The following is a 22,691-nucleotide window of genomic DNA, read 5'->3' on the forward strand; positions in this document are numbered from 1 at the left end:
GCCAAAGAATACCACAATCTACGTTATACAAGAGAAGTGGGTAAGTCCAAAATGAAGGCAAAAGTTGGACTTACTTTGGCGTGCCTGAATATCAAAAAATTGGTAAAAGTGATGGCGGGGAAGCCTTTTTATTTTTCTCTGAAAACTATTTTGATAAAGATTTCAGCCTATTTTGAGAATAGTAACGCTGAAGATATAAAAAAGACAAACATTAAAACGATGTTTGTCTTCAATCTGAAACAACGGCAAATCCGTTGTTTTTTTGGAGATAAGGGACTATTGTCCCAGACTCTTTTTAATTATATTTTTATAAAGAAATTATTTTTTCTCCTTTGTTAACCAGTAGGTAATTCCAGCTGATGTAATTCCAGAAACAACAACAGCAACAATTATCCATAATCTGTTATTTTCTACAGAAATAGGCGTAGCATAAGTTTCTTTTTTGGTTTCTATAGGATTTGATAAGAAACTCATAACATTTTGGTTAGTGGTTCCTCCATCACGGATATTTTTCATAACAGTTTTGAAGGAATCTGCATAATTTCTATTTCCTTGAATAACATTTGCTTCAGTAGTAATCAATTCGTTTGTTGTTGAAATAGTGCGGTCAATATTATCTTTAATCGTTTTAACTTGGCTATTAAATTGAGTGAATTGATCTTTCATTGTTCCAACAGCTTCATGATTCTTGTTAGTTATTTTTGAACTATCAGAAGTGATAGTAACTAGTGATTGAATAGATTGATACAGTTGCTCAGGTGTCTCAATTTTAACTTTTAATTGATTGTTGTTTGATTCAGAAGTTGAATTTGTAATTTCAAGTTGTTTTTCTTTTGTTTCTTTCCATATGCCATATTCTTCTGATAAAGATTTAATTGATGTATTATACCAATTTGTTAAATCTGTGATTTCCACTTTGAAATAATCATTTGGTAAATCTGTTTCATTCAATTTTGGTATTTCACTTGTTATTTTTCTTAACGAATTTGAAGTCCTTTGAATTTCGTCGAGTAATTCAAGACCAGATTGTTTAAATTGTGTGATTTGTTTATTTGAAAGTTGCGATTCAATATCTTCACGATTGATATTACCATACATATTATAAACTGAATCAGGTGATAAAGCAGAAAAGTTTATAGAGCTACTGTTTGGATTTCCATAGATTGCTTTAATCATTCCTGCAGCTTGATTAATTCTACTTAATTTATCAAAAATATGTGTTAAATCCTTTTTAACAAGTACATCTGATTCCTCTTTATCACTACGATAGATGGTTTGTTTTATAGGGATTATTGTGTCTCCGATGTGTATCTCAAAAGATATATCATTTTTTCCATAATGTGGCTCAAAAGTATAGGAAATGGTCAATTTATAGGTCTTATCATCAGCAATAACCTGTTCACCATTTACTAATTTAGCATCTCCAGTAACTGAAATTTTAGCCTTAGGTGATATGTATTTTGTTTCAGTTGATGTTTTTGTTTCGGCTGATGTTTTTGTTTCAGTTGATGCATTAGAGATTTCAGGTTTTGATTCTACATTTAAAGAGGAAGCATCACTTGGGGTAGTTGAAATAGGGGAAGAAATCTCTGTTGTAGCAGTTTCTTGCCCTGCTTGAGGAAGTTTAACTGTGATAGGGATTTCTTCGGTAATTTTGTCTAATTTATCATTTTCTGTTGTTAAAAATTCAAAACTAGGCAAGCCGGTTATAGGTGTAAATTTTTTATCAAATTTAGAATAGTTCTCAATTAAAGTTAGTTTTGAAGTATATTCATTAACTTGATTAGGGGTTAAGACTTTTAATTTCTGTAATTTAGCAAATAATTCTTTGTAGTCAGACATTTGGATACTAGTTTCTGATAGTGTTGAACGAATCATATCTTGATAAGTGTCAGGTAAAGAATTTTTTACTTGTAGGCTATTGTTTATTTGTGCTGCAAGCGTTGCTTTGGATTCAGAAGTTAAATCCGATTTAGTATCCACTCCTTCTTTTCCAAAGTAAAATAACTCTACTTTTTTCTTCTCTTTTTCTAATTCAGTTTGGAGCTTCTCTAATTCAGTCTTTTTATCATTTGTTTTATCTCGATAATCAGAAATAATTTTATGGTAATTAGAAATCAAATCTTCAAATTTACTAATTTCTGATTTTTGAGTATCATTATTATTTCCAAATTGAGATAATGATTTTGATGCAGAATCATTTATCTTTTCTACAAATTTAGCAGTTTCTTCATATTGATCTTTTAAAATCGTATTTGTTGTAGAGACATTTTGTTTTGAATTTTCTATTTCTCTATCAAAATTACCTTTAACCTCTTGAAGTTTTGTTTGTAAGTCATTACCCGTACTATTTAAAAGTTTTATAACTGATTCGGAGAAATTTTTTTGAAGTTCTTCGAAGGAAGAGTTGTTTTTTTCTAAACCAGAAACTAAATCCATAGTACTAGTAATAGATTGGCTAGCTTGATTGGATGGTGTATAGATATACTGAGAAATTTTAGAGTGTGTTCCTGATTGCTCATTGACAATGTTTTCAACATTTCTTTTTGCATCGTCTAAGTTGTTAATGACACTCGAAAAGTACATTTTGATAACGTTTTGATTGATTGTATTCAGATGTTCTCCGACACGTAACTCTACATTTTTAGATTTGACAGGATCTAGATTCGATTTTGTTTTATATGCTATCTTTGCTCGGTCTGGGTTAAAGCTTTCCAGTTGAGCTATTTTCTCTGAAAATTGTTGTTCTATGTATACAATGACGTCAACAGAACCATTCTCAAATCGATTTTCAGCGACATTGCGAGTCATAACTGTCCATTGGTTTGAGCTATCTTTGGATAATAATGTTGTAAAATCATTCCCTAAATTATACGTGTTCCCATTTAAAGATCCACCAGTGTCTTCATTTACTAAAGCAATATTTAATTTACGGTCATTTACTTTATTAGTTATTGAAACTTCTTGATTTTTTAAGTAAACAAAAGCAGCACCAGAACCGACCAATAATGTTACAAAAATGCTACCACCTATGATTATTTTTTTCATACATAAACCCTTTCATTTATAGTTTATTATATCACTAATGTGAATCTGAAACAAGGGGGCGATTTGAACTATTAAGTTTTAAATTTTCTGGGGTAATAATGGAATATAGTGTAATAAAATGATAGACAAATAATAAAATATATGATAAAATAATAAAAATAAAAATTAAAGGAGAATACTAATGTCAGTAATTAGTTTAACCCCAGAACAGTTACAATCTCAGGCGGCAATTTATCTTAGTGCTAAAGAACAAATTGAACAGGCTGTACAAACTGTTAATCGAACAAATGGCGAAATGGCATCACAATGGAAAGGTCAAGCATTTAATGCTTACCTTGAGCAATACAACCAGTTGTATACACATGTTCAAAAATTTGAGGAGCTTCTAGTGAGCATCAACCAACAATTGAACAACTATGCTCAAACAGTAGCTGAACGTGACCAACAAGATGCACAAAGCTTTGGTTTGTAGTTAATTTTGAGGAGCGTCAGGGGAACTTGACGCTTATTTTTATTTTATGATGAAGAACATTAAAAAGTACCTATTAATTCTTTGTATAGTATTTCCTGTGTTAGTCTATGCAGACGATGGTAGCTTAAAACTTGATACAGATATCATTACAAATAGTACACAGGAAACGGTCAAAAATAGGATAGAATCCAAATATGCTCCAAATTTATTTTTAAATCGTACCCAAAAGGTTGTGGACCAGAAAACTCAAACAACCAAAGAACTTATACAGGGAGCAGAACAGACTATATTTACTGATGGTGAAAATCACTCTATTTATCGTCTAGAAACTACTGTTGTCCAAACATCATTGTTTAATCAATACACTATAGAGGAGAAATCCTCTTTTAAACAAAGGAATTATTCAATTTTTAAGGATTGGATGGGAAATGTATTTACCAGTTTTTTCTTACTGTTTATGGTTTTGTTGGGAGTCTATTTAGGAAGGAAATGGCATGGATTACGAAAAAATAAAGTTAACTCTAGACTATAGAGCAAAACAAATAGATATTCTAGTTTCAAAATCTCTAACTTGGTTAAGATTAGAAGAATTACTAAAAGATACCAAAGTTAGAGAACAGTTGAATTTACCTCTAAATAGTTCGTTTTGTTTCAAACTTAGAAACAAACAAATCCATATCGAACCAATGGATATCTTGGCTGTTTATCCAGTTAGCGATGGAGATTATATAGAGATTGAGGATGTATCATAGGAGGAAAAAATGTTTGAAGCAGATCGACTAGAATTTGTGAGAGAAGACAATCAAATATCAGTTCAAATTTCTTCATCAGGTTATCGTAGAGAACAACTTGAATTGATTCAAGAATATTGTCCAGTAGAAATAGTACAGAAAGACGGAGTTCTTTCTTTGCAGTATAAGATTCCTGAGTATTTTAAAACTGTTAAAGAAGAAATTTTAGAAAGAACTACGGAACTTGAACGTTTTAGTTTGGCACAAAGTATGTCTGTATTAGTTCGTTCTGAAAATGATTATAAAATTCCGTACATTCATCCTGAAAATATCATTATTTTTGGAAGTAATGTACAAATGTTACACTATGGAATTGAAAAATTACTTGCACCTCAACAGTATAGTTCTGAATTTTATCTAGAATCTTATAAAGCTTTAATGATTTCTATTTTACTACCTAAGATAGATTTTGAACTAGCCATCCATGGGATTGATGCAATAAAGGAAAAGGTGGCACAAGATATTATTCCCTTAGAGAGTGTAGCTGATGTCAATAATTATATTGCAGAAAAGTATGCCAAACTATCAGAAGAGAGTTCAAAAGCAAATTTGTTGGTTAACAAGAAAAAATGGAAGACTTTGTTAATAGGGGGAGCTTTACTTGCTACAACCACACTTGTCTTAAGCTTTGCAACTTACAAATCTATGTTTAAAGATGGGCCACTAAAATCATCAGTCATTATGGCACAATCAAATTTCATGCGAAAAGATTACTCTGAAACAGTTGAATCATTAAAAAATTATGGTACAGAATCATTGCCCAAGGAGGCCAAGTATATCTTAGCAGCAAGTTATGTCCGTTTAGATAGTTTGAGTGATAAGCAAAAGGAAGTTATTTTAAATACGATTACAGAATCAACAGATGATACAATTTTTTCTTATTGGATTTATCTTGGACGTGGAAAATTTGAAAAAGCTCTAGATGTGGCACAAAATATCGGGGACACGCAATTGATTTTACATGCTTATACAAATCTATACGAGTCAGTTAAGGCAGACATCAATATGAATGGTTCTGAAAAACAAAAGAAACTTGAAGAATATGAAAAGAAAATAAAAGAACTTTCTGCTGAGATTGGAGAAGCTACGACAAATAGTAGTGATACAAAAGTATCTACTGAAACAACAACTCCTAAAGACAACCGAACAAAAGAAAAGAGTGAACGATAAATGAAGGCAAAAAAGCTAGAATATGATCATCAGCTGGGAGACCAATTAGGAGAGCTTCATAAACCTCTTTATACCTTGTTGATTGAACAAGATAATCTAGAGAAAATAGATTTGTTTGAAGGACAAAAGGTGAAGGTCGGTACTAACGAGTATACAGTAGAAGGTAGAATAGTCTATCGAAATGGTAAGACTTTAGAAAGAGGAAAATCTACTTTTGATAAAGAAATTGTAACCTTGTTGGTTCCTGAGGAAGATATTTTTATCAGTTATATTTTCCCACCACAGCGATTTATTTGTAGCAAGAAAGAATCAGCTGATATTAGTTGGAAAATTTCGAACCAACTTATTTTTTCAAATAATCAAGTACAGGTGACACTTGGGGAATCTCCGATTTATTTAAATGACCGTCTAGTCAAAGAGGGAGGACTTTATCCGTTTGAATTAGGGAACCGAATGAAGGTTTCTAATTATTTTATAGAAAAAAGAAAGAATCAGTGGAAGATTGGATGTCTCTTCGAAGAACCGCAATTAAATAGGAATCAAATTCTGATACAAGAAAAAAATAATGAGTATCCGATGGATTTTCCAGAATATAGAAGGAGTCCCAGAGTTAACCCTATTATCCATAGCGGGAAAATCATTATCAATCAACCTCCTCAACCGATTAGACTCCCAAAAAACTCGCTCATCAGAGCAATTGTTCCAGCTTTAGGAATGTTTACTTTAACTGCATTGAGTTCAATTTGGACAAAAGGTAATCCTGTAATGATGCTAGGGATGGGGGGCTTTAGTCTCCTGACAGCAGCGACAACTATGAGTCAGTATTTTGAAGAGAAAAAGGATACCAAGGAACAAGAAAAAAATCGAATTCAAGATTATGAGGCATATTTATTAAACCAAGTATCTGACTTAGAAAAATACTACAAAGAAGAAACTAGTATTTTACATTATAATCAACCGTCAATCTCAACCATTACTGAACTGATTGCAAAGTATGATTCAAGAATTTATGAGAGAATGGACTATAATGAAGATTTCTTACAGGTGTCTTTGGGTTTAGGTGATAGGTTAAGCCAGCTAGAGCTGCAAACAAATTTTGATGAGCAAAGTAAAGATGAAATATCGCAGTTTGCTCGAACAGTCTTGCAAGACTACAGTTTGCAAAAGAAAGTTCCGATCACGGTTAATATCTTTGAAGCGACAGTTGGTCTTGTTGGAAACAGTGAAGTAACTAGGACAGCTGTGTATAATATGCTCTTACAGATGGCAATGTTCCATAGCTACTTAGATGTTAATTTTATCAATCTTGTTCAAGAACAGAGATATGAGAAAGATTGGTCTGAGTGGCGCTTTCTTCCTCATTTTAATATGCAGGAACGAAATATTCGTGGTTTTGTTCACGATGCCAGAAGCCGTGATGCTGTTCTAAATTCGCTTTACCGTATTATTCAAAAACGTTCTCAAATCAAACGTGAAATGGGGGAAAAAGATGCGCGCTTTAAACCTCATTATGTCTTAACGATTATGGATGACTCCCATTTACTTGGCCATAGTTTGAATGAGTATCTAGCCAAGGATTTGACAGAGTTGGGTGTAACAGTCATTTGGGTGAAAGAGGCGCGTCGTCTTTTGCCAGAAACTATCACAACTCTGATTGAATATAAGAATCAAAATCTAGGTCAAATCATTAATGATGAAGGTGCCTATAGTGCTCAAACCTTTATTCCCCATCCGCTGTTGGATTGCTATGAAGATTCTATTCGTACTTTAGCAAATCTAAAACACATGGAAGTAGAGAAGAACACGATTCCTAAATCTGTTACTTTTTTGGAACTCTATCAAGTCAAAGAAGTTGAAGAGTTACAGGTTGCGACTAGATGGTCCAAAGCGGATACTTTTAAAACGTTAGCGGTGCCATTAGGATTGCGTGGGAAAGATGATCAGGTGGAGCTCAACTTACATGAACGTGCACATGGACCACATGGCCTCGTAGCAGGAACCACTGGTTCAGGTAAATCGGAGATTCTTCAGTCTTATATATTATCCATGGCTGTGAATTTTAGTCCAGAGGATGTTGGATTTCTTACCATTGACTTCAAGGGTGGTGGGATGGCGAATCTTTTCAAAGATTTACCACATATGCTTGGGTCTATTACTAACTTAGATGGAGCTGCTAGTGCGCGTGCCCTAGCTTCTATCAAAGCAGAGTTACAAAAACGTCAACGACTATTTAATCAATTTGGCGTCAACCATATCAATGGATACACTAAATTATATAAGGAAGGTCAACAAGCTACTGACAAATCAGGTTATCCAGACAAACCATTACCTCATCTCTTCCTTATTAGTGATGAGTTTGCTGAATTGAAAGAACATGAACCAGAATTTATGACAGAGCTGGTTTCGACAGCCCGTATCGGACGTTCGCTTGGAGTCCATCTAATTCTTGCTACACAAAAGCCATCAGGTGTCGTGAATGATCAAATATGGTCAAACTCGCGTTTCAAACTAGCTTTGAAAGTGTCAGATGAGTCTGATTCAAATGAAATTATTAAAACACCAGATGCGGCGAGCATTACTGAACCAGGGCGTGCTTACCTACAAGTAGGAAACAACGAAATCTATGAATTGTTCCAGTCTGCATGGAGTGGTGCGCAGTATGCCCCACAAACAGAGGGAGTTCAAGAAGTTGTTGATGAACGAATCTGGTTGATAAATGACCTAGGACAATATGAATTACTATCTGATGACCTATCTAAGGACGAAAATTATACTGCTGATCAGACGGAAGAAATCACGGAACTCTCAGCTGTTGTAAACTACATAGCAAGAGTGAGCAAGACTGTTCCCCTCAACCTGCCAGATAAACCGTGGTTAGAACCACTAGAGACAGCCATCATATCCCCTCAAACAGATATTCACTGGACCGACGAAAAAGTATTGGCCGTTCCTTTTGCTCGAATGGATATTCCGACAGAGCAACGTCAGAAGGATTATCATTTTGATTTGGAAAAAATGGGGCATACAGTTTTCTATGGTTCACCTGGTTTTGGGAAATCCCTAGCTCTTCAAACTCTAGTGTTAAATCTCGCTCGTTTGAATACTCCAGAGCAAGTACAAATCAATTTATTTGACTTTGGGACAAATGGACTCTTGCCACTAAAAGATTTACCTCATGTAGTTGATTTGACAAGGTTTGATGAAGAAGAAAAACTGGTTAAGTTTTTAAAACGTATTGACCAAGAGTTGAAGATTCGCAAGGAAAAATTTGCCCTCTATAATGTAGCAAGCCTTTCTCAATACGAACAAAAATCGGGTGAGAAACTCCCTGCTATTCTTACTATTTTTGACGGGTTTGATACTATAAAAGACACACCACTAGAAGAAGCCATTGAAAGTACGATTAACCGCCTCCTACGTGAGGGAGCGAGTCTTGGATGCTATGTGATTTTGACAGCACTTCGTTCAAATAGCCTTAAAATCAGTATGTCAAGTAATATCACCTCGCGCTTGGCCTTTTACCTGGTTGATGAAGGAGCTTCTAAGGAAATTATCGGACGCGATGCTTTAATTCAGCAAGAAATTTTTGGTCGTGCCCAGTTGAAAGAAGATATTCCTTATGCCATTCAGGTTTATCTCCCTATAAGTGGAGAAGGGGACATTGAGCGCCTATATAACTTGGAAGAAGAAGTCAAGTTGATTGCAAGAAGCTGGACAGGAGTTTGCCCAGAACCAATCCCAATGTTGCCAAATGAAGTGACGCTTACACACTTTAGTAATCATCCTAAAGTACTTGAGATGTGGTCGAGGGGAGAATTACCAATAGGGTTTGATAAAGAAACAACGGATCCTCAAGGGTTTGTTCCCGATAGAGATGGGTATTTTGAATTCTTATATGATACCCCGCAACAATTGGAATATTGTGAAAATAGTTTGATGCCAGGTCTGAATAGATTAGTAAATATTGAAAAAATATTATTAAATACCAACAATAGTTACAAAAAAACAGAAGTATTTGATAAAATTATTGATAGAGATAATATACCTAGTTTCTTTAACGATATTCAAGGAGAAATTGAAAGCCGTCACAATGGTAAAGAGGCTTCAATGATGTACGTATTTATCCCAGAGGCGCATATGCTAGGGGCTTTATTAAATATGAAAATAACCGAGGATGTATTTAAAAAGATTGTTAGAAATAGCGGGAAAGTTCACATTCATTTTGTATTTATGGGAGAACAACAAGCTATTAGTGTAGGCTACTTAGATGTTGACAAGGTCTTAAAGAGCAATGTTCCTGCTGGATGTGTTGGAACAAGGTTCAAAGATCAAAATATTTCAAAAGTACAAACGAGCTTCAGCGAGCCAGTTGTAGCAGAGGATGAGACAAACTTTTTTGTGGGTAGAATAGGTTATCGTTTACGATTGGTTACAGATAATGGATAGAATCTTTAACATAAGTTGATAAAAAACAAAGGAGATATAGCTATGTCTCGTGATTACAGTTATGAGATTTACTCTTTACGACAACAGATTTCAACAATGTCTAGTGAAAGAGCAGGTATATTAAATAAAATTAGTATTCTAAAACAGAATAAGAGTAAAATACAGAGCAAGAAAAGCGCAATTTCAGAACAATTGTCTCAATACGATTTGATAAAGGCAAAAGCTACTTCTAATTTTGCTGGAAATAGAAGAGATGATTTTAATAATAAAATAGAGACGCTAAAAGGATCGATTTCCCAATGGTTGGAGAATACCCAGAATAATATTGATTTGATTGACCAAAAAATCTCAACTTATACGGCTGAAGCTTCTAATTTAGCAATTGGTATGAATTACGCTAGCCAATCACTAAATACTTATATTTATCTTCAAAGCCAAAATGAAGATTAAGGGGGAGAGTTATGGGAGAAATAAAATTAGATTATAATATTTGGTCTGTTGATGTTGTTTCATATTCTTCATCAATTGATGCTTTGTCCGATCTTTCAAAACCTGCCTTGAGCGAGAATGACTTACAACCTTTCCTTAAAATTAATACGATGATAGATGAGTTAAACAGTTCGATAAAAACGTTTAAAAGCAATTCAATAAATCAGACACGAAACATGTCTAGGGCTGTAGCGAATAAAGTGTCTGATGATGCTGCTGGGGCTGCAGGTTTTAGAGGAGGATAAGATGATTTCACAAGAAATGTTATGGGCGCAGTATTTTACAGAGTCCTATCTTGGATTTAAGCCAAATTCACTCATCGATCAAATCGCCAAAGCTATTATTTATAGACCGGATTTATTTAGAACATTGGTTTCAAATTTGTCTCAGAGTGATATGAGTTATGAATACAATCCAACAATTGGAGCAAGTATTGATTTTCGCTTCAATAAGGGAGAGGTTATTATCACTCGTCTTGGGGAAACTCAGCTTTTTTCCACATCTGAGTTTGTGCGTTTACTTGGATTAATTGATAAAATTTATACAGAAATTCTGCCATTAGGTAGTGTTATTCAAATAAATAGAGAAAAGTTACCCAAAGATGATCTTGAGGATTTTATTGAAGAAATGCCTATCTATGTATTAATTACAGGGCAACGGGTATCAATTGAAAACAAATTTTATCTAGATTACACAGGATATTTTTGGCCAAAAGGTTTGATTCCAAATCAAGAAACCTTAGTTATATCCGATGACATGATTGCATCCGTCCTTTTTAGGGGGCTAGAGAAGAATGATATTCAGGAACAACATGTCTTAAACCTACGTCGCCAACTACTTGCAAAGGATCTGGATTCTTATACTTTTCACAATTATCAAATGGAGGCTAGCCAATGAAATATAAGTATTCTGAATTATTGATAGCGCGCGAGGGACTTTATCGTTCAAAAAGTGGATTTGAGGATAAGATTCTAGCAGCGATTCAAGGGACTCGAGAGTTGATTGGCACCGAAAGTTTTCGTTCTGCCACCAAAGATGCGATTAATGCAGAACTGAGTAATTATAACCTGCCTTTATTATTTAGTTACCATGATTTAGCCAATGGTTTATATAATGAGTGGGATCGGCTGATGTTACGCTTTCAGGAGTTGGTTGATGAGCATAGTCCTGCTGCTGTCATTGATACGTCAGAATTTTCTGGTTTAAAAACAGCTGTGGGAAAACCGACTCAAGAGATTTTGAACTTGATTGCCCATCCAGACCTGACAATAGCTTACTCTGCAATTGGAGGTATGGTGGGCATCAGCAATCCTTCTACAGCAGATATCAAAAGCCAGAAGGAAGAAGCCCTGCAATCTCTTCGTACAACTGAAAGTCGGATGGAATCATTTAATGGTGAATTGTTGGGGAACGGTGTGACCACTACCCTCTCCACAATCGCAAGTGGTTTGAGTCGGTCTCGCAAAGCTGTTGCTATGACAGACCCTTATCACAATGTAGAAGCCCTTGCAATTTTTAAGGACACGAAGTTACGGGATCAACAGATCGAGAATTCTAAAACTCTGCACGAAGAACTAATCCGTTATATTCGACATTATAATCCAGAAACGGCCTTTGACTTGAGTCAGATGAGTGAGCAGGAACTACAGACCTTGGGTCGTACGATCTCTCTTGTCTCCCATGGGAATGGCGGTAAGAAACCTCAGGAGCTGATTGATTTCTTGAAAGGGAATGAAGTTACGTTTGAGAAGGAGATCACAGTATATGACGATGGTCAGCACTATCTCAAGAGCAAAATCCAGATAAAAGGTCACTTTAAAGGGGAAAGTGCCATCACTTTTAACACTAAATATAAAGATGGTAAGTTAAGTCAAGAAGGAGAGTATAGCGTAGGGGGACTGAGTACAGATTTCCTAGATGAAAAGCCCAATTATAAGACGAAGATAGGGCTAAAGGACTATTCTATAACGGGTGAGTTCAGTCTAGCAGACAAGATTAGTTCAAGCTATAGCAAACTTGCCCCCAACCTTTCCATTGGCTTTGGCTACAAGAATCGCTCGGTTGAGGTTGGTACCAAGTCAGAGGATGGCTACCGCGTGACTTATGTGAAGGAACATAATCAGGTCAAACAAGACTACGCAACAGTTAAAACGACTAACGAGACGGGAGTGAGGACGGTGGATCATCTCACTCAAACTTTTAATACAACTGGTGAGTTAGTTGGTAATGCTTTTAATTGGGTTGTAGAACATCCTAAGGAAGTAGTAATTGGAGTTGTAGTAACGATTGCATTCCTCTTTGGTGGTGAACTTGTCACAGCTGGAGGTGCTTTGCTAGCTTATTTAGCTAGTTTATTTGCATAAATTAGTTTATAATTTTTTATAGGAGTTTTTTATGTTAGATAATATTTCTAAGAATATCTTGAATTGGTCATCAGTTAGAATTTGCAGTATACTGGAAGTTTATATTTTATTTTATCTACGTTGGACAATTATAGCAACAGCAATTAGTTTATTATTTGTAAAATCAACCGTCGTGACTACATTATTGCTTATATTTCTAATATTACTGACTATTATCGTTGTAATAACTCATTTTTTAGTAAATCACGTTGCAGAAGTTATTTTATACGAGCAAGTGAATTTTACAAAATATGTTTCTCTTTTAACTGAAACTTATGAAAGGCGTCCTGATAATAAAATAGGGAATTTAAATGCATTAAATATGGGTTTGGCTAGATGTTCGTTTTATCAAGGAAATTTTAGTGAGGCAATCCAATATACTGAACGAATAAGAGTTAAACGTTCTAAATGGAATGTAAAGCGTATCTATGAACTAAATATCGTATTTATAGAATCATTATCCTATCTTCATTTAAGAGAGATAGATGATATTTCTAAACTTTCAATACCTTGTGATTGGGAAAAAATTAAAAGAATTGACAAAAATAGAATGTTGGATTTAATTGAACCAGTATCAAAAATACTCAATGGAGAAGTGAATGACTACTTCGACACTACCGAACCTAAAAATAAGCTAGCTCGAATCATGTTTTCTTATTATGGAGCCCTCAACGCTCAATTAAAAGGAGACGAAGCTCGTTCTCGTAGTTTGTTTGAAAGCATCGCCCATGAAAATCCAGAACTCTTTTATGTTCAGGAAGCGAAGAGATATTTAGAAGGAGAAAACTGATGTCAGAACGTACGGCTTTACCGATTGGAAGTGTTGTTCGAGTGAGAGAAGGTGTGGAGCCTGTCATGATTATTAATCATTGTCCAGTTACTGAAAAGGACGGCAAGCAAGGTTATTTTGACTTTGGAGCGGTCAGTCTTCCACTAGGGCTTGTTAATCAAAACATTATCTTCTTTAACAAAGAGGATATTGATGAAGTGCTCTTCTTTGGTTACATTGATCATAGATTTCAAGACTTTTTGAGTCGTTATGATGAGGAAGTTTCAAAAATCACCTATGACCACTTCACCATAGAAGACTTCAAAAAATGACATACAAATCCTAGAATTTCATTCTAGGATTTTCTATATGGTGAGAAAATGTTATAATGAAGATTTAGGTAGACTGGTCACTGATGTAATATAAATATCCAGACCTGACAATAGCTTACTCTGCAATTGGAGGCATGGTTGGCATCAGCAACCCTTCACGCTTGAACTTGATAAGAGCCTTTCCCCAAAAGTTAACTATAGGAGTTCTCACTTTTGGGGATTGATTCAAAGGGAGTAAGTTTAATCAAAAGGATATGTATATGGGTTGTTGATTCTAAGCAAAATATGCTAAAATGAAGTACAGTTTATAAAAAGGAGAAGGGAAATGGGGTCGTATTATAAACAAATTGCAGCTAGATTTCGTCGACAAGCTGCTGAAGCTCAAAGAGCAAAAAGTGTAGTTGACGGGAAAATATCTAGATTAAGAAAAGCTAGCAGTAGTTTAGCAAGTGAGATACAGTCTATTGATAATCGTGCAAGATCTTTAGGTCAGATTCTTCCTTTAGATTCCTCTAGTTTTAAGGGGAGTCGTCAGCAAGATTTTGAAGGTCATTTTTATAATTTAGGAACGAATATTACTAATTTTCGAGATAGCCATAACAATAATAAAACTGCTATTGAGGATAAGATACGTAGTCTGGAAACTCAATCAAGTGAACTACAGTCTGCAATAGCATCATATTATCATCAGGCTCGTGTCTATGAATATATGGAGGATTAGGGAGAGAAATGGTAGATACAGGTGTAAATCAATCCAGTTGGAACACTATTACAAGAGATGTTTCTACATCAACTACAGGAATCGGTAAACTAAGTGATATGCGGTTTAGTCGCACAGATCTTACCCCTTTTACCACTTTTAATGACGTTTTGGAGCACTTTAACAAGTCTATTGTTACTTTGAAAAATTTTACCAGCTCAGATGCTCTAAAAATGGAACAAGCAGGACAGAATAAGATAGATGATGACGCGCATGAAGCAGGAGCTATTGCATCAGGAGGGTTGCTACCATGAAGGAAGAACAAATGATTTTATTCGCCCGAGCTTTGTCTAGATGTAGCCTATCTGAAAAGGAGCAGGAAGTATTGACAGCGGTAGCGATGACCCTATCAGGACATCCAGATGTTTTTCGGGCCTGTTATATAGCTTTTATGAATGACGAACCTAGTTATCATTATCATCCAATGATAGGGGCGCCGTTGGAGTTTTTCTATGAAAAAGAACTCGTGCGGATTCGTCGTCTCCAAGAAGAAGTCACCTTACCTCGTTCGCTTTTTATCCAGTATGCTTCCTATGTGGATCTCTGCTTAAGTCGTATCTATCCTTTGGGTAGTGTTGTCGAACTTGATCGTGAGCTTCTTCCTAAGGACTTGGTTGAGTCATTTGAAAGCGAGCAGATGGACTTTTTTGTAGTTCTTTCAGGTCGTCGAGTTGATTTGGATAATGGTCATTATATGGACTACATCGGTCATGGCTATCCATTTGGATTACGCTTTGACACTTCCCCCTTGTTTTTAAGCAATCTCTTGATTAAGAGAGTAGTATCAGAAGGGTATTCGGATACCGTGGATGAACACTACTGCCAAGAAGCTCTGCGTAAGGACTATCTAGACGCAGGACTGATTTCCAGTGTTTACGCAGAGGAGGAAGTGAATGAAGATTGATGTATCCGAAGTTCGAGTTCAAAAAGAGTTGTTAGTTATTTCGGTAAATAGTATCAAGGAACAGCTATCTGTTTCGAGAAGCCGTCTATCAGAGGTCGTTTCAACCGATAGTCTTAAAGGGGCAGTGAAGGATGCCATTAACCAGAAGGTGACCAACTATCAGATACCACTGGTTGATAACTATGTCAATGCCCTAGATAGCATTGTCAGTCGCTATGATGGACTTGTGAAACTCTTTCAAGACACGGTGTCAGAGACTGACAACAGTGCCATTATTAAGACAGAATACCTAGAACGCATCAAGCAACGGATGAAAGATCCGATCGAGGGATTGAAGAGTAGTTCCAGTAAGACGAAAAATATCTATGCAGGGATAAGTGATATCCTAACGTTAACGAATCCAAGCTTGGATAGTGTGAATACGAGCTACAATCAAGCAGTCAAAAGTTTAGATGATACCATAAAGAACATGGAGGCTTTTAATAGTGTTCTTCTAAAAACAGATACCTTTGACCTTATAGATATGCAAAATAGTGAAATCGCTACCCTATCAGGTTATGCCCCTCTTCCATATGGGAACCCCGCATCGAGAAATTATTATAATCGAACTTGGTTTAAAAACTCAGTTTCAGAGATACACACAGCTATCCATAGCAACTCCAAAGCTGTGAAGTACCAAAATGCTCTCGCAAAACAACTTGCCGAGTCTAAGTATAGTGGGACGGTAGCTTCGAACTATCAAAATTATTCTGATGTAATTTCAAATGATTTAAAAAATAATTTCGCCAATGAGTCAATCATGAATAGTATTGATGTGTTTGGAGATAAGGGCTGGGTTAAATTATTGGAAAAGACCCCTACTGTTGTGGGAGGGGTGATTAATGGTTTATATAAATTAAGCGATTCACTTGGAAGTTTTATTAACCTCGGAACTAATGGTATAGTTCCTCCTAATATATTTGATAATGTAAGTAATGTCGCGTCAGGATCTTTTATAAGCATGGGTAAAGGCATTGAAACTTTTGCCAAGTCTGGTCCTGAAATAGGTAGGGCGATGTCATTTATCGGTCCTGCAATTGATTTCACTACACAAGTTTCAGCTGGTGAGAATGTTCCGAATGCTGTTATTAAGAGTGGGGCTCATGCAGCAATATCGACTGGAGCTATGACCATTGGTATGAATACAGGAGCAGCAATTGGAGCTACTATTGGTAGTGTTATACCTATTGCAGGAACTGCTGTAGGTGGTATTGTTGGAGCTGCTACAGGGTTTATAGTAGGAGTGGGTTTATCAATTGCAGGCAATGCTGTATTTGATATGATTTATGATAATACTGTTGGAAAGGAAGTCACAAAAATAACAAATAATGTAGTAAAAACAGGTAAGGAAATCATAGATGGTGTTGGTAATGCAGTATCTGACTTTTTCAGTGGTATTGGAACTGTATTTCAGTGATAGGAGATTCTCGTGGACAAAAATCAAATTATAAAGTTAAAGGACGTTGAATTTGTAGGAATTGGTAATTTTGAAGGGGAAACAGTTTTTTTTGATAAGAAAACAGACAAGATGTTCTTAGGTCATTCTAAAACAAAGTTTAAAGCGTCTCCTGTCGCTTTTTCGACAGGAGCAGCACTTATTCTTTATGTTCTTGTAAGAGAAGTAACAAAGGCTCAGGTATTCAGTGGTTTTTGGCCCTTGATTTTTGGTTTTTTTCTAATGATCATTGTCTCAAAACTCCTCTACAGACCAGCTTTGAATGAAGAATTAATTATTAGTCCTTTTGTGCTTTCAAACGTTGATATGATAACTTTTCTTAAAAATGAGAAGAAAAATATAGTTAAGAGCCATCTAATTATATTATTGGCATTTCTTCCTCCAGTGCTTTTTTCTATAGTTTATTTATTGACTTCTAATTTTTTGTTTTTGTTTTTAGCCATTTTATTTTTTATATTCCCCCTATTGTTATTAAACACGAAACCAATACAGAGATTTAAAGTGGTTCATATGTTGTACAAAAAATATTGCTATTATGATAATTAGACATGAAAAGATATTTAAAAAATATGGTTCCTATAGGAACAATTGATAAAAATCCAGTTTATTTTGATAAAAAAGATTCTAGTTTATATATAGTAAGAAAAAAGACTTCTTTTTTAGAAACTGCTGGCAGTAGCATGGTCATGATTATTTATGTCATAATTGGAAAAGTTAATTCCAAATACTATTTAACCATTCTGGGAAGATATCAATTTTTAATGATAGGCATCCTGATTTCCTTTATAATAGCCTTTGTTGTTTGTTATGTTACGTACCATCGTGAGAGGAAAGTTGAAAAACTTCAATTAGAGGAAAAAGCAATGAGAGACTTCGTGTTAAGAGAGCGAGAGAATGTCTTTTTTACCTATTTATCTCTTATCATATTACCACTAATTATAATATTCTTTGCATACCTCTTTATCACATATGGCAATATTTCATGGGGAGTTGTTTCAGTTTTATTTATGACTATATATTTTATGTTCTTTTATAATAAAGTATTCCAAAGAGGAAAAATCATAAATGGACTGTATAAAACTTATAATTTAGAAAGGAAATTTTGAAAAGTAAAACTAAGAGTTTCATTGTCCTAGGTATATATCAGGGAAAATCTGTCTACTATAGCAATGAAAATCATCAACTGTTATATTCAATAAAGGATAAAATCAATGGAGCAACTGCTATTACTGGTTACAGTTCAATTGCTCTTGTTTTATATATTGTTTTAAGAAGTATAAGTAAAAATGGGGAAGTACCAACAGATTTTCGGTTGCTGTCTTTGGTCCTTGCTTATATTATCATTAGTATTGGTAGTAGCTTATTACTTTATTATGTTTTAAATCGTGTCATTGAGTTAGAAGAATTTCAAATTGATTTAAGAAACTATCAAAACTTTTTAAAGCAAGAAAAAAGGAATGTTTTAATATTATATATAACGATGCTCTGTTTTTTGATTATAGGAATAGTGACTGCTGCAATTTTTATAAGTTCGGGTAATTATATTAGTCTTGTATTAACTTTATCATCATATTTTATCGTATACACTATTTTAAATACCAAATTGATTAAACGCAGCATGATATTGAGACAGTTATACAAAGAATTAAGTAATAAGGAGAGTTAATAATGAATGATAAAATATTGCCAATCGGAAGTGTGATTCAACTTCATAACGGAGAAGTGAAGTTAATGATTTTATCTCGTTTTCCACTCTATAATAATCAAGGGACAATTGGTTATTTCGATTATTCGGCATGTTTATATCCAAATGGAAATACGGATAATCAATGTTATTTTTTTAACAAAGAAGATATAAGTAAAGTTTGGTTTGAGGGGTATATTGATGACCAAGAAAAAAGCGCTCAACAGCTTTTTGAGAAGGAACAAAAAAATATTAAATACCCTCACTTAAAGTTAAATAACATATAGAAAAAGTAGATTTAGAGATAGGAACAAGGAGTACAAGCGAACAGATGGACTTTTTTGTAGTCATTTCAGGTCGTCGAGTTGATTTGGCAAACGGACATTACGTGGATTATGTTGGTCATGGCTATCCGTTTGGGCTACGATTTGACATCTCTCCTTTGCTTATAAGTAATCTTTTTATTAAAAGAGTTGTATCAGAAGGATATTCGGATACCGTGGATGAACACTACTGCCAAGAAGCTCTGCGTAAGGAATACCTAAATGCAGGTATGGTATCCAGTGTTTATGTTAAGGAGGAAGTGAATGAAGATTGATGTATCGGAAGTTCTGTTACAAAAAGAGTTGTTGAGTATCTCTGTTGAGAGTATTAAATCACAGCTTTCTGTTTCGAGAAGTCGTCTATCAGAGGTCGTTTCAACTGATAGCCTCAAAGGGGCAGTGAAGGATGCCATTAACCAGAAAGTGACCAACTATCAGATACCACTGGTCGATAACTATATCAATACCTTGGATAGTATTTTCAGTCGCTATGAAGGGATTTTGAAATTATTCCAAGATACTGTGTCAGAGACTAATACTAGTGCGATTATTCATACAGAATATCTAGAGAGCCTCAAGCAACGTATAAAAGATCCTGTTAATGATTTGAATAAAATTTCAAGTGAGGCACTAATTATCTATGCAGGGATTGGTGATATTCTGACGTTAACGAATCCTAGTTTGGATAGTGTGAATACGAGCTATAGTCAAGCAGTCAAGAGTTTAGATGATACCATAAAGAACATGGAAGCTTTTAATAGTGTTCTTTTAAAGACAGATACCTTTGACCTTATCGATATGCAAAATAGTGAAATCGCTACCCTATAATGAAAAAGAGGCCAAACGTCAAGGATTGAGAGGAAATGAAGTTGAGGCTAGTAAGGCGACAGGTTTTGTGATAGATGCGGCTAAGGCAGCGGGAACAACTGTTGCAGGGATTGCTGGAGCTAGCGTTGGAGCAACGCTAGCAGGTGTTGGGTTAGGTCTATTAGGTGTTGCAACAGCCCCTGCTTGGGCAACTGGAGTAGTAGCGATTGCAGCATCCGCAGGTGCTGTAGCTGGTTTGAACTGGCTTGATAAAAAGTTTAATGTCACTGATAACCTGAAAAAAGGTGCCAATAGCCTGATCAAAGGCATGAGAGGATGGTTTAAATGATTATTGAAAGAATCAAAAAATATTTTGAGTTTCAAAGAAGTAGAATAAAGGGACCAGTTCCTCTTTGGGGCGTATTAAATGGGATTTTTATTTTATATCCTTTGGCATTTTTGTTTTTTCTTGCAGGAGGATTAGAGGTTCTCAACAATCCCTCTTTGTATCAAACATTGCTTATTACAGGGATTGTTGTTTGGGTTTTAAATCTAGTATTTTTACTAGATCTTAAGAGAGGGATTTTAACCAGTTTTGGAACCTATCTCATGTATTTGACTGGTCATGTTTATACCATTATTGGATTTAGTAGTTTGAGTGGGGACCATAACTTTATTGTTCTAAAGTTATCTCTCCCCCTTATCTACGCGCTTGTAATTATTATCGTCATGAGCTGTTTGGTTGACTTGGACTCTGAAGAAATTATCTCGGAGAAGGCTGGAAAAATTATGCTTAATTTTGTAGTGGGACCGATAATACTTTTATCTCTTTGCTTTATTTTTCTAGCTATCATTGGATATAATTTTTTAATGGGGTGGGGAGTATCCTTATTGTTAATGATTTTTGGCTCTGCTTTATATCAAACATGGTTTATAATTATCTATGCCTACCAACACCGTCATGATGTTGAGGAAACAAGGCCAATCAAGCATATAAAGGTAAACCCAGATATGATTTCAAATCGAGAATTTGACAGTGATAGATTTAAAAAGTAAAGTTTTTAAAGGCATGAGAGGATGGTTTAAATGAAGAAACGATTTCATAGAACATTGATAGATATATTAAATAATGCTAAGGGACCTGTTCCGATGTGGGGGACATTAACCCAAGTATTTGTTATATTTCCTTTGATAATGTTCATGTTCTTTATGACAGCAAATAGTTTAGTAAATCAATATGTTTTCAGTTCTATAAATATCATAGCAGTAGTTTTAGAGTTACTTTCTTTTGTAATTATTTTAATGTCAAAGTTACAAAGTAATTTTGCAACGGGACTAATTACCTATATTATGGGTGTTGTTACATATATAACTGGTCCCTTTGCTGTAATAGGACTAGGTGGAGGAGAACAATTCCTTTTATTTCACTTATTTGCAATATTTTTATATCCAATAATAATTTTTCTTCTTATGCTATTATTAGGTGGTGTTGATGGTCAGCAAGTGCTGAAAGAAAAAGTTATTAGTGTAATTTTTGGTATCCCAGGAGCTATTATTGTAATTTCAGTTATCTTACTTATTTTAATAGGAAACCCTGCTGCTTCTTGGTTATTATTTGGATTACAATTGCTATTTTCACCTTTTCTATTTCTTTCGTGGGGGTATATACTTTATCCATTAAGACATAGGTCAGATGTATAAAGTTTTGAGGCGCCAATAGCCTGATAAAAGGTATGAGAGGATGGTTTAAATGATTATTGAAAGAGTCAAAAAATTTTTTGAGTTTCAAAGAAGGAGTGTCCATGGACCAGTTCCTCTTTGGGGAGTATTAAATGGGATTTTTATTTTGTATCCCTTGGTATTTACAGGATTTTGGCTTGCAGGATTAAGGATTTTAAAAAATCCTGCCTTACATCAAGGCTTGATTATTACAGGGATTGTTGTTTGGATTTTAAATCTGGTTTTTCTTTTGGATCTTAAGCGAGGGATTTTAACTAGCTTTGGAACCTATCTCATGTATCTGACGGGCCATGTTTATGCCATCATTGCTTTTAGCAGTTTAAGTGGGGATCATAGTTTTATTAGTTTGAAAATTTTCCTCCCCCTTATTTTTGCTATTATAGTTGTTATTGTTGGGACTTGTCTGGTCAACTTAGATTCTGAAGAAATTTTATCAGAAAAGGCCATCAAAAATGTCTATAATTTTTTATTTGGACCTCCTGTAATTTTATCGCTTTGCTTTATTTTTTTAGGGATGATTGGATATGATTATTTTATGGGATGGGGGATGTCTTTATTATTCATGATTTTTGGGCCTTATTTGTACCGAACATGGCTTTATATTATCTATGCCTACCAACACCGTCATTATGTTGAAGAAACAGCTTCAATCAAGCATATAAAAGTAAACCCAGATATGATTTCAAACAGAGAGTTTGACAGAGATAGGTTTAAAAAGTAAAGTTTTAAAAGGTATGAGAGGATGGTTTAAATGATACTGGAACGAATTAAAAAAACGTTTGAACTTCAAAGAAGGAGTGTCCACGGACCAGTTCCTCTGTGGGGGGTATTAAATGGGATTTTTATTATATATCCTATAGCATTTTTGGCGTTTTTTGCAGGAGGATTAGAGGTGCTCAACAATCCCTCTTTGTATCAAGGCTTGATTATTAGGTTCTATAATATTTGTAGTGGGTAAATCCCCTATGGATATTATGGAGCCTATTTTGTTGTAGAAAAAAAGTCCCATAAGATCTATAATGAAAAGCGACAAAACAACTCATTAGAAAGATTCATATG

25 protein-coding genes and 1 pseudogene are annotated in these 22,691 nt (G+C 34.8%); 25 read left to right on the forward strand and 1 reads right to left on the reverse strand.

Features of this window, described 5'->3' with window-relative positions; all coding sequences use genetic code 11:
* Positions 1 to 339, forward strand: a pseudogene (locus GEZ85_RS10350) (hypothetical protein); the annotation flags it as partial.
* Here GEZ85_RS10350 and esaA read toward each other — a convergent pair.
* Positions 319 to 3,048: a type VII secretion protein EsaA gene (gene esaA / locus GEZ85_RS06300; RefSeq protein ID WP_153209779.1), complete on the reverse strand. Its 2,730-nt coding sequence runs from the start codon at positions 3,046 to 3,048 to the stop codon at positions 319 to 321. The pseudogene GEZ85_RS10350 and the gene esaA overlap by 21 nt on opposite strands.
* A 181-nt stretch (positions 3,049 to 3,229) precedes the next feature.
* On the opposite strand from esaA, the gene GEZ85_RS06305 reads away from it, so the two are divergent.
* From GEZ85_RS06305 to GEZ85_RS06415, 24 genes are all read left to right on the forward strand, one after another.
* Positions 3,230 to 3,520: a WXG100 family type VII secretion target gene (locus GEZ85_RS06305; RefSeq protein ID WP_049492928.1), complete on the forward strand. Its 291-nt coding sequence runs from the start codon at positions 3,230 to 3,232 to the stop codon at positions 3,518 to 3,520.
* A gap of 494 nt (positions 3,521 to 4,014) precedes the next feature.
* Positions 4,015 to 4,272: a hypothetical protein gene (locus tag GEZ85_RS06310; RefSeq protein ID WP_061590471.1), complete on the forward strand. Its 258-nt coding sequence runs from the start codon at positions 4,015 to 4,017 to the stop codon at positions 4,270 to 4,272.
* Between the two features lie 9 nt (positions 4,273 to 4,281).
* Positions 4,282 to 5,481, forward strand: a complete 1,200-nt coding sequence (essB, locus tag GEZ85_RS06315; RefSeq protein WP_061590470.1) for a type VII secretion protein EssB — start codon at positions 4,282 to 4,284, stop codon at positions 5,479 to 5,481.
* Positions 5,482 to 9,927 (forward strand): type VII secretion protein EssC, encoded by a 4,446-nt coding sequence (essC, locus tag GEZ85_RS06320; RefSeq protein WP_153209780.1) that lies wholly within the window; start codon positions 5,482 to 5,484, stop codon positions 9,925 to 9,927.
* 42 nt (positions 9,928 to 9,969) lie between these two features.
* The gene (locus GEZ85_RS06325) at positions 9,970 to 10,377 is read left to right on the forward strand and encodes a YwqH-like family protein (protein WP_153209781.1); all 408 of its coding nucleotides are present in this window, start codon (positions 9,970 to 9,972) and stop codon (positions 10,375 to 10,377) included.
* Between the two features lie 11 nt (positions 10,378 to 10,388).
* Positions 10,389 to 10,661 (forward strand): hypothetical protein, encoded by a 273-nt coding sequence (locus GEZ85_RS06330; RefSeq protein ID WP_153209782.1) that lies wholly within the window; start codon positions 10,389 to 10,391, stop codon positions 10,659 to 10,661.
* 1 nt (position 10,662) lies between these two features.
* On the forward strand, positions 10,663 to 11,313 hold the full coding sequence (locus tag GEZ85_RS06335) for a DUF4176 domain-containing protein (RefSeq protein WP_153209783.1): 651 nt from the start codon (positions 10,663 to 10,665) through the stop codon (positions 11,311 to 11,313).
* Positions 11,310 to 12,779, forward strand: coding sequence for a hypothetical protein (locus GEZ85_RS06340; RefSeq protein ID WP_153209784.1), 1,470 nt, complete (start codon positions 11,310 to 11,312; stop codon positions 12,777 to 12,779). The genes GEZ85_RS06335 and GEZ85_RS06340 overlap by 4 nt, the downstream gene beginning before the upstream one ends.
* Positions 12,780 to 12,810: 31 nt before the next feature.
* A complete protein-coding gene (locus GEZ85_RS06345) occupies positions 12,811 to 13,608 on the forward strand; it encodes a hypothetical protein (protein ID WP_153209785.1) in 798 nt (265 codons plus the stop codon).
* Positions 13,608 to 13,919: a DUF4176 domain-containing protein gene (locus GEZ85_RS06350; RefSeq protein ID WP_153209786.1), complete on the forward strand. Its 312-nt coding sequence runs from the start codon at positions 13,608 to 13,610 to the stop codon at positions 13,917 to 13,919. The genes GEZ85_RS06345 and GEZ85_RS06350 overlap by 1 nt, the downstream gene beginning before the upstream one ends.
* A 325-nt stretch (positions 13,920 to 14,244) precedes the next feature.
* Entirely contained in the window at positions 14,245 to 14,640 is a 396-nt protein-coding gene (locus GEZ85_RS06355) for a YwqH-like family protein (RefSeq protein WP_084877113.1), read from the forward strand.
* A gap of 8 nt (positions 14,641 to 14,648) precedes the next feature.
* Positions 14,649 to 14,933, forward strand: coding sequence for a hypothetical protein (locus GEZ85_RS06360; RefSeq protein ID WP_000228616.1), 285 nt, complete (start codon positions 14,649 to 14,651; stop codon positions 14,931 to 14,933).
* Complete coding sequence (locus GEZ85_RS06365; protein ID WP_153209787.1) at positions 14,930 to 15,583, forward strand: DUF4176 domain-containing protein; 654 nt, start codon at positions 14,930 to 14,932, stop codon at positions 15,581 to 15,583. Before GEZ85_RS06360 ends, GEZ85_RS06365 begins: the two co-directional genes overlap by 4 nt.
* Positions 15,573 to 17,039 (forward strand): T7SS effector LXG polymorphic toxin, encoded by a 1,467-nt coding sequence (locus tag GEZ85_RS10355; RefSeq protein WP_228112206.1) that lies wholly within the window; start codon positions 15,573 to 15,575, stop codon positions 17,037 to 17,039. Before GEZ85_RS06365 ends, GEZ85_RS10355 begins: the two co-directional genes overlap by 11 nt.
* Positions 17,040 to 17,051: 12 nt before the next feature.
* The gene (locus GEZ85_RS06375; RefSeq protein WP_070478083.1) at positions 17,052 to 17,624 is read left to right on the forward strand and encodes a hypothetical protein; all 573 of its coding nucleotides are present in this window, start codon (positions 17,052 to 17,054) and stop codon (positions 17,622 to 17,624) included.
* 2 nt (positions 17,625 to 17,626) lie between these two features.
* A complete protein-coding gene (locus GEZ85_RS06380) occupies positions 17,627 to 18,184 on the forward strand; it encodes a hypothetical protein (protein ID WP_153209788.1) in 558 nt (185 codons plus the stop codon).
* Positions 18,181 to 18,744, forward strand: a complete 564-nt coding sequence (locus GEZ85_RS06385) for a hypothetical protein (RefSeq protein ID WP_070478086.1) — start codon at positions 18,181 to 18,183, stop codon at positions 18,742 to 18,744. Before GEZ85_RS06380 ends, GEZ85_RS06385 begins: the two co-directional genes overlap by 4 nt.
* 2 nt (positions 18,745 to 18,746) lie before the next feature.
* The gene (locus tag GEZ85_RS06390) at positions 18,747 to 19,049 is read left to right on the forward strand and encodes a DUF4176 domain-containing protein (protein ID WP_070478089.1); all 303 of its coding nucleotides are present in this window, start codon (positions 18,747 to 18,749) and stop codon (positions 19,047 to 19,049) included.
* A 44-nt stretch (positions 19,050 to 19,093) separates the two neighbouring features.
* Positions 19,094 to 19,360 (forward strand): DUF4176 domain-containing protein, encoded by a 267-nt coding sequence (locus GEZ85_RS06395; protein WP_225306607.1) that lies wholly within the window; start codon positions 19,094 to 19,096, stop codon positions 19,358 to 19,360.
* Positions 19,350 to 19,913, forward strand: coding sequence for a T7SS effector LXG polymorphic toxin (locus tag GEZ85_RS10360; protein WP_228112207.1), 564 nt, complete (start codon positions 19,350 to 19,352; stop codon positions 19,911 to 19,913). The genes GEZ85_RS06395 and GEZ85_RS10360 overlap by 11 nt, the downstream gene beginning before the upstream one ends.
* Complete coding sequence (locus GEZ85_RS10365) at positions 19,894 to 20,241, forward strand: hypothetical protein (RefSeq protein WP_228112208.1); 348 nt, start codon at positions 19,894 to 19,896, stop codon at positions 20,239 to 20,241. The genes GEZ85_RS10360 and GEZ85_RS10365 overlap by 20 nt, the downstream gene beginning before the upstream one ends.
* Positions 20,238 to 20,948: a hypothetical protein gene (locus GEZ85_RS06405; protein WP_153209789.1), complete on the forward strand. Its 711-nt coding sequence runs from the start codon at positions 20,238 to 20,240 to the stop codon at positions 20,946 to 20,948. The genes GEZ85_RS10365 and GEZ85_RS06405 overlap by 4 nt, the downstream gene beginning before the upstream one ends.
* 30 nt (positions 20,949 to 20,978) lie before the next feature.
* Positions 20,979 to 21,593, forward strand: coding sequence for a hypothetical protein (locus GEZ85_RS06410; RefSeq protein ID WP_153209790.1), 615 nt, complete (start codon positions 20,979 to 20,981; stop codon positions 21,591 to 21,593).
* A 49-nt stretch (positions 21,594 to 21,642) separates the two neighbouring features.
* On the forward strand, positions 21,643 to 22,353 hold the full coding sequence (locus GEZ85_RS06415; RefSeq protein WP_150923174.1) for a hypothetical protein: 711 nt from the start codon (positions 21,643 to 21,645) through the stop codon (positions 22,351 to 22,353).
* Positions 22,354 to 22,691: the final 338 nt, after the last annotated feature.

This window comes from Streptococcus mitis, assembly GCF_009496205.1.
Taxonomy (GTDB): domain Bacteria; phylum Bacillota; class Bacilli; order Lactobacillales; family Streptococcaceae; genus Streptococcus; species Streptococcus mitis_BN.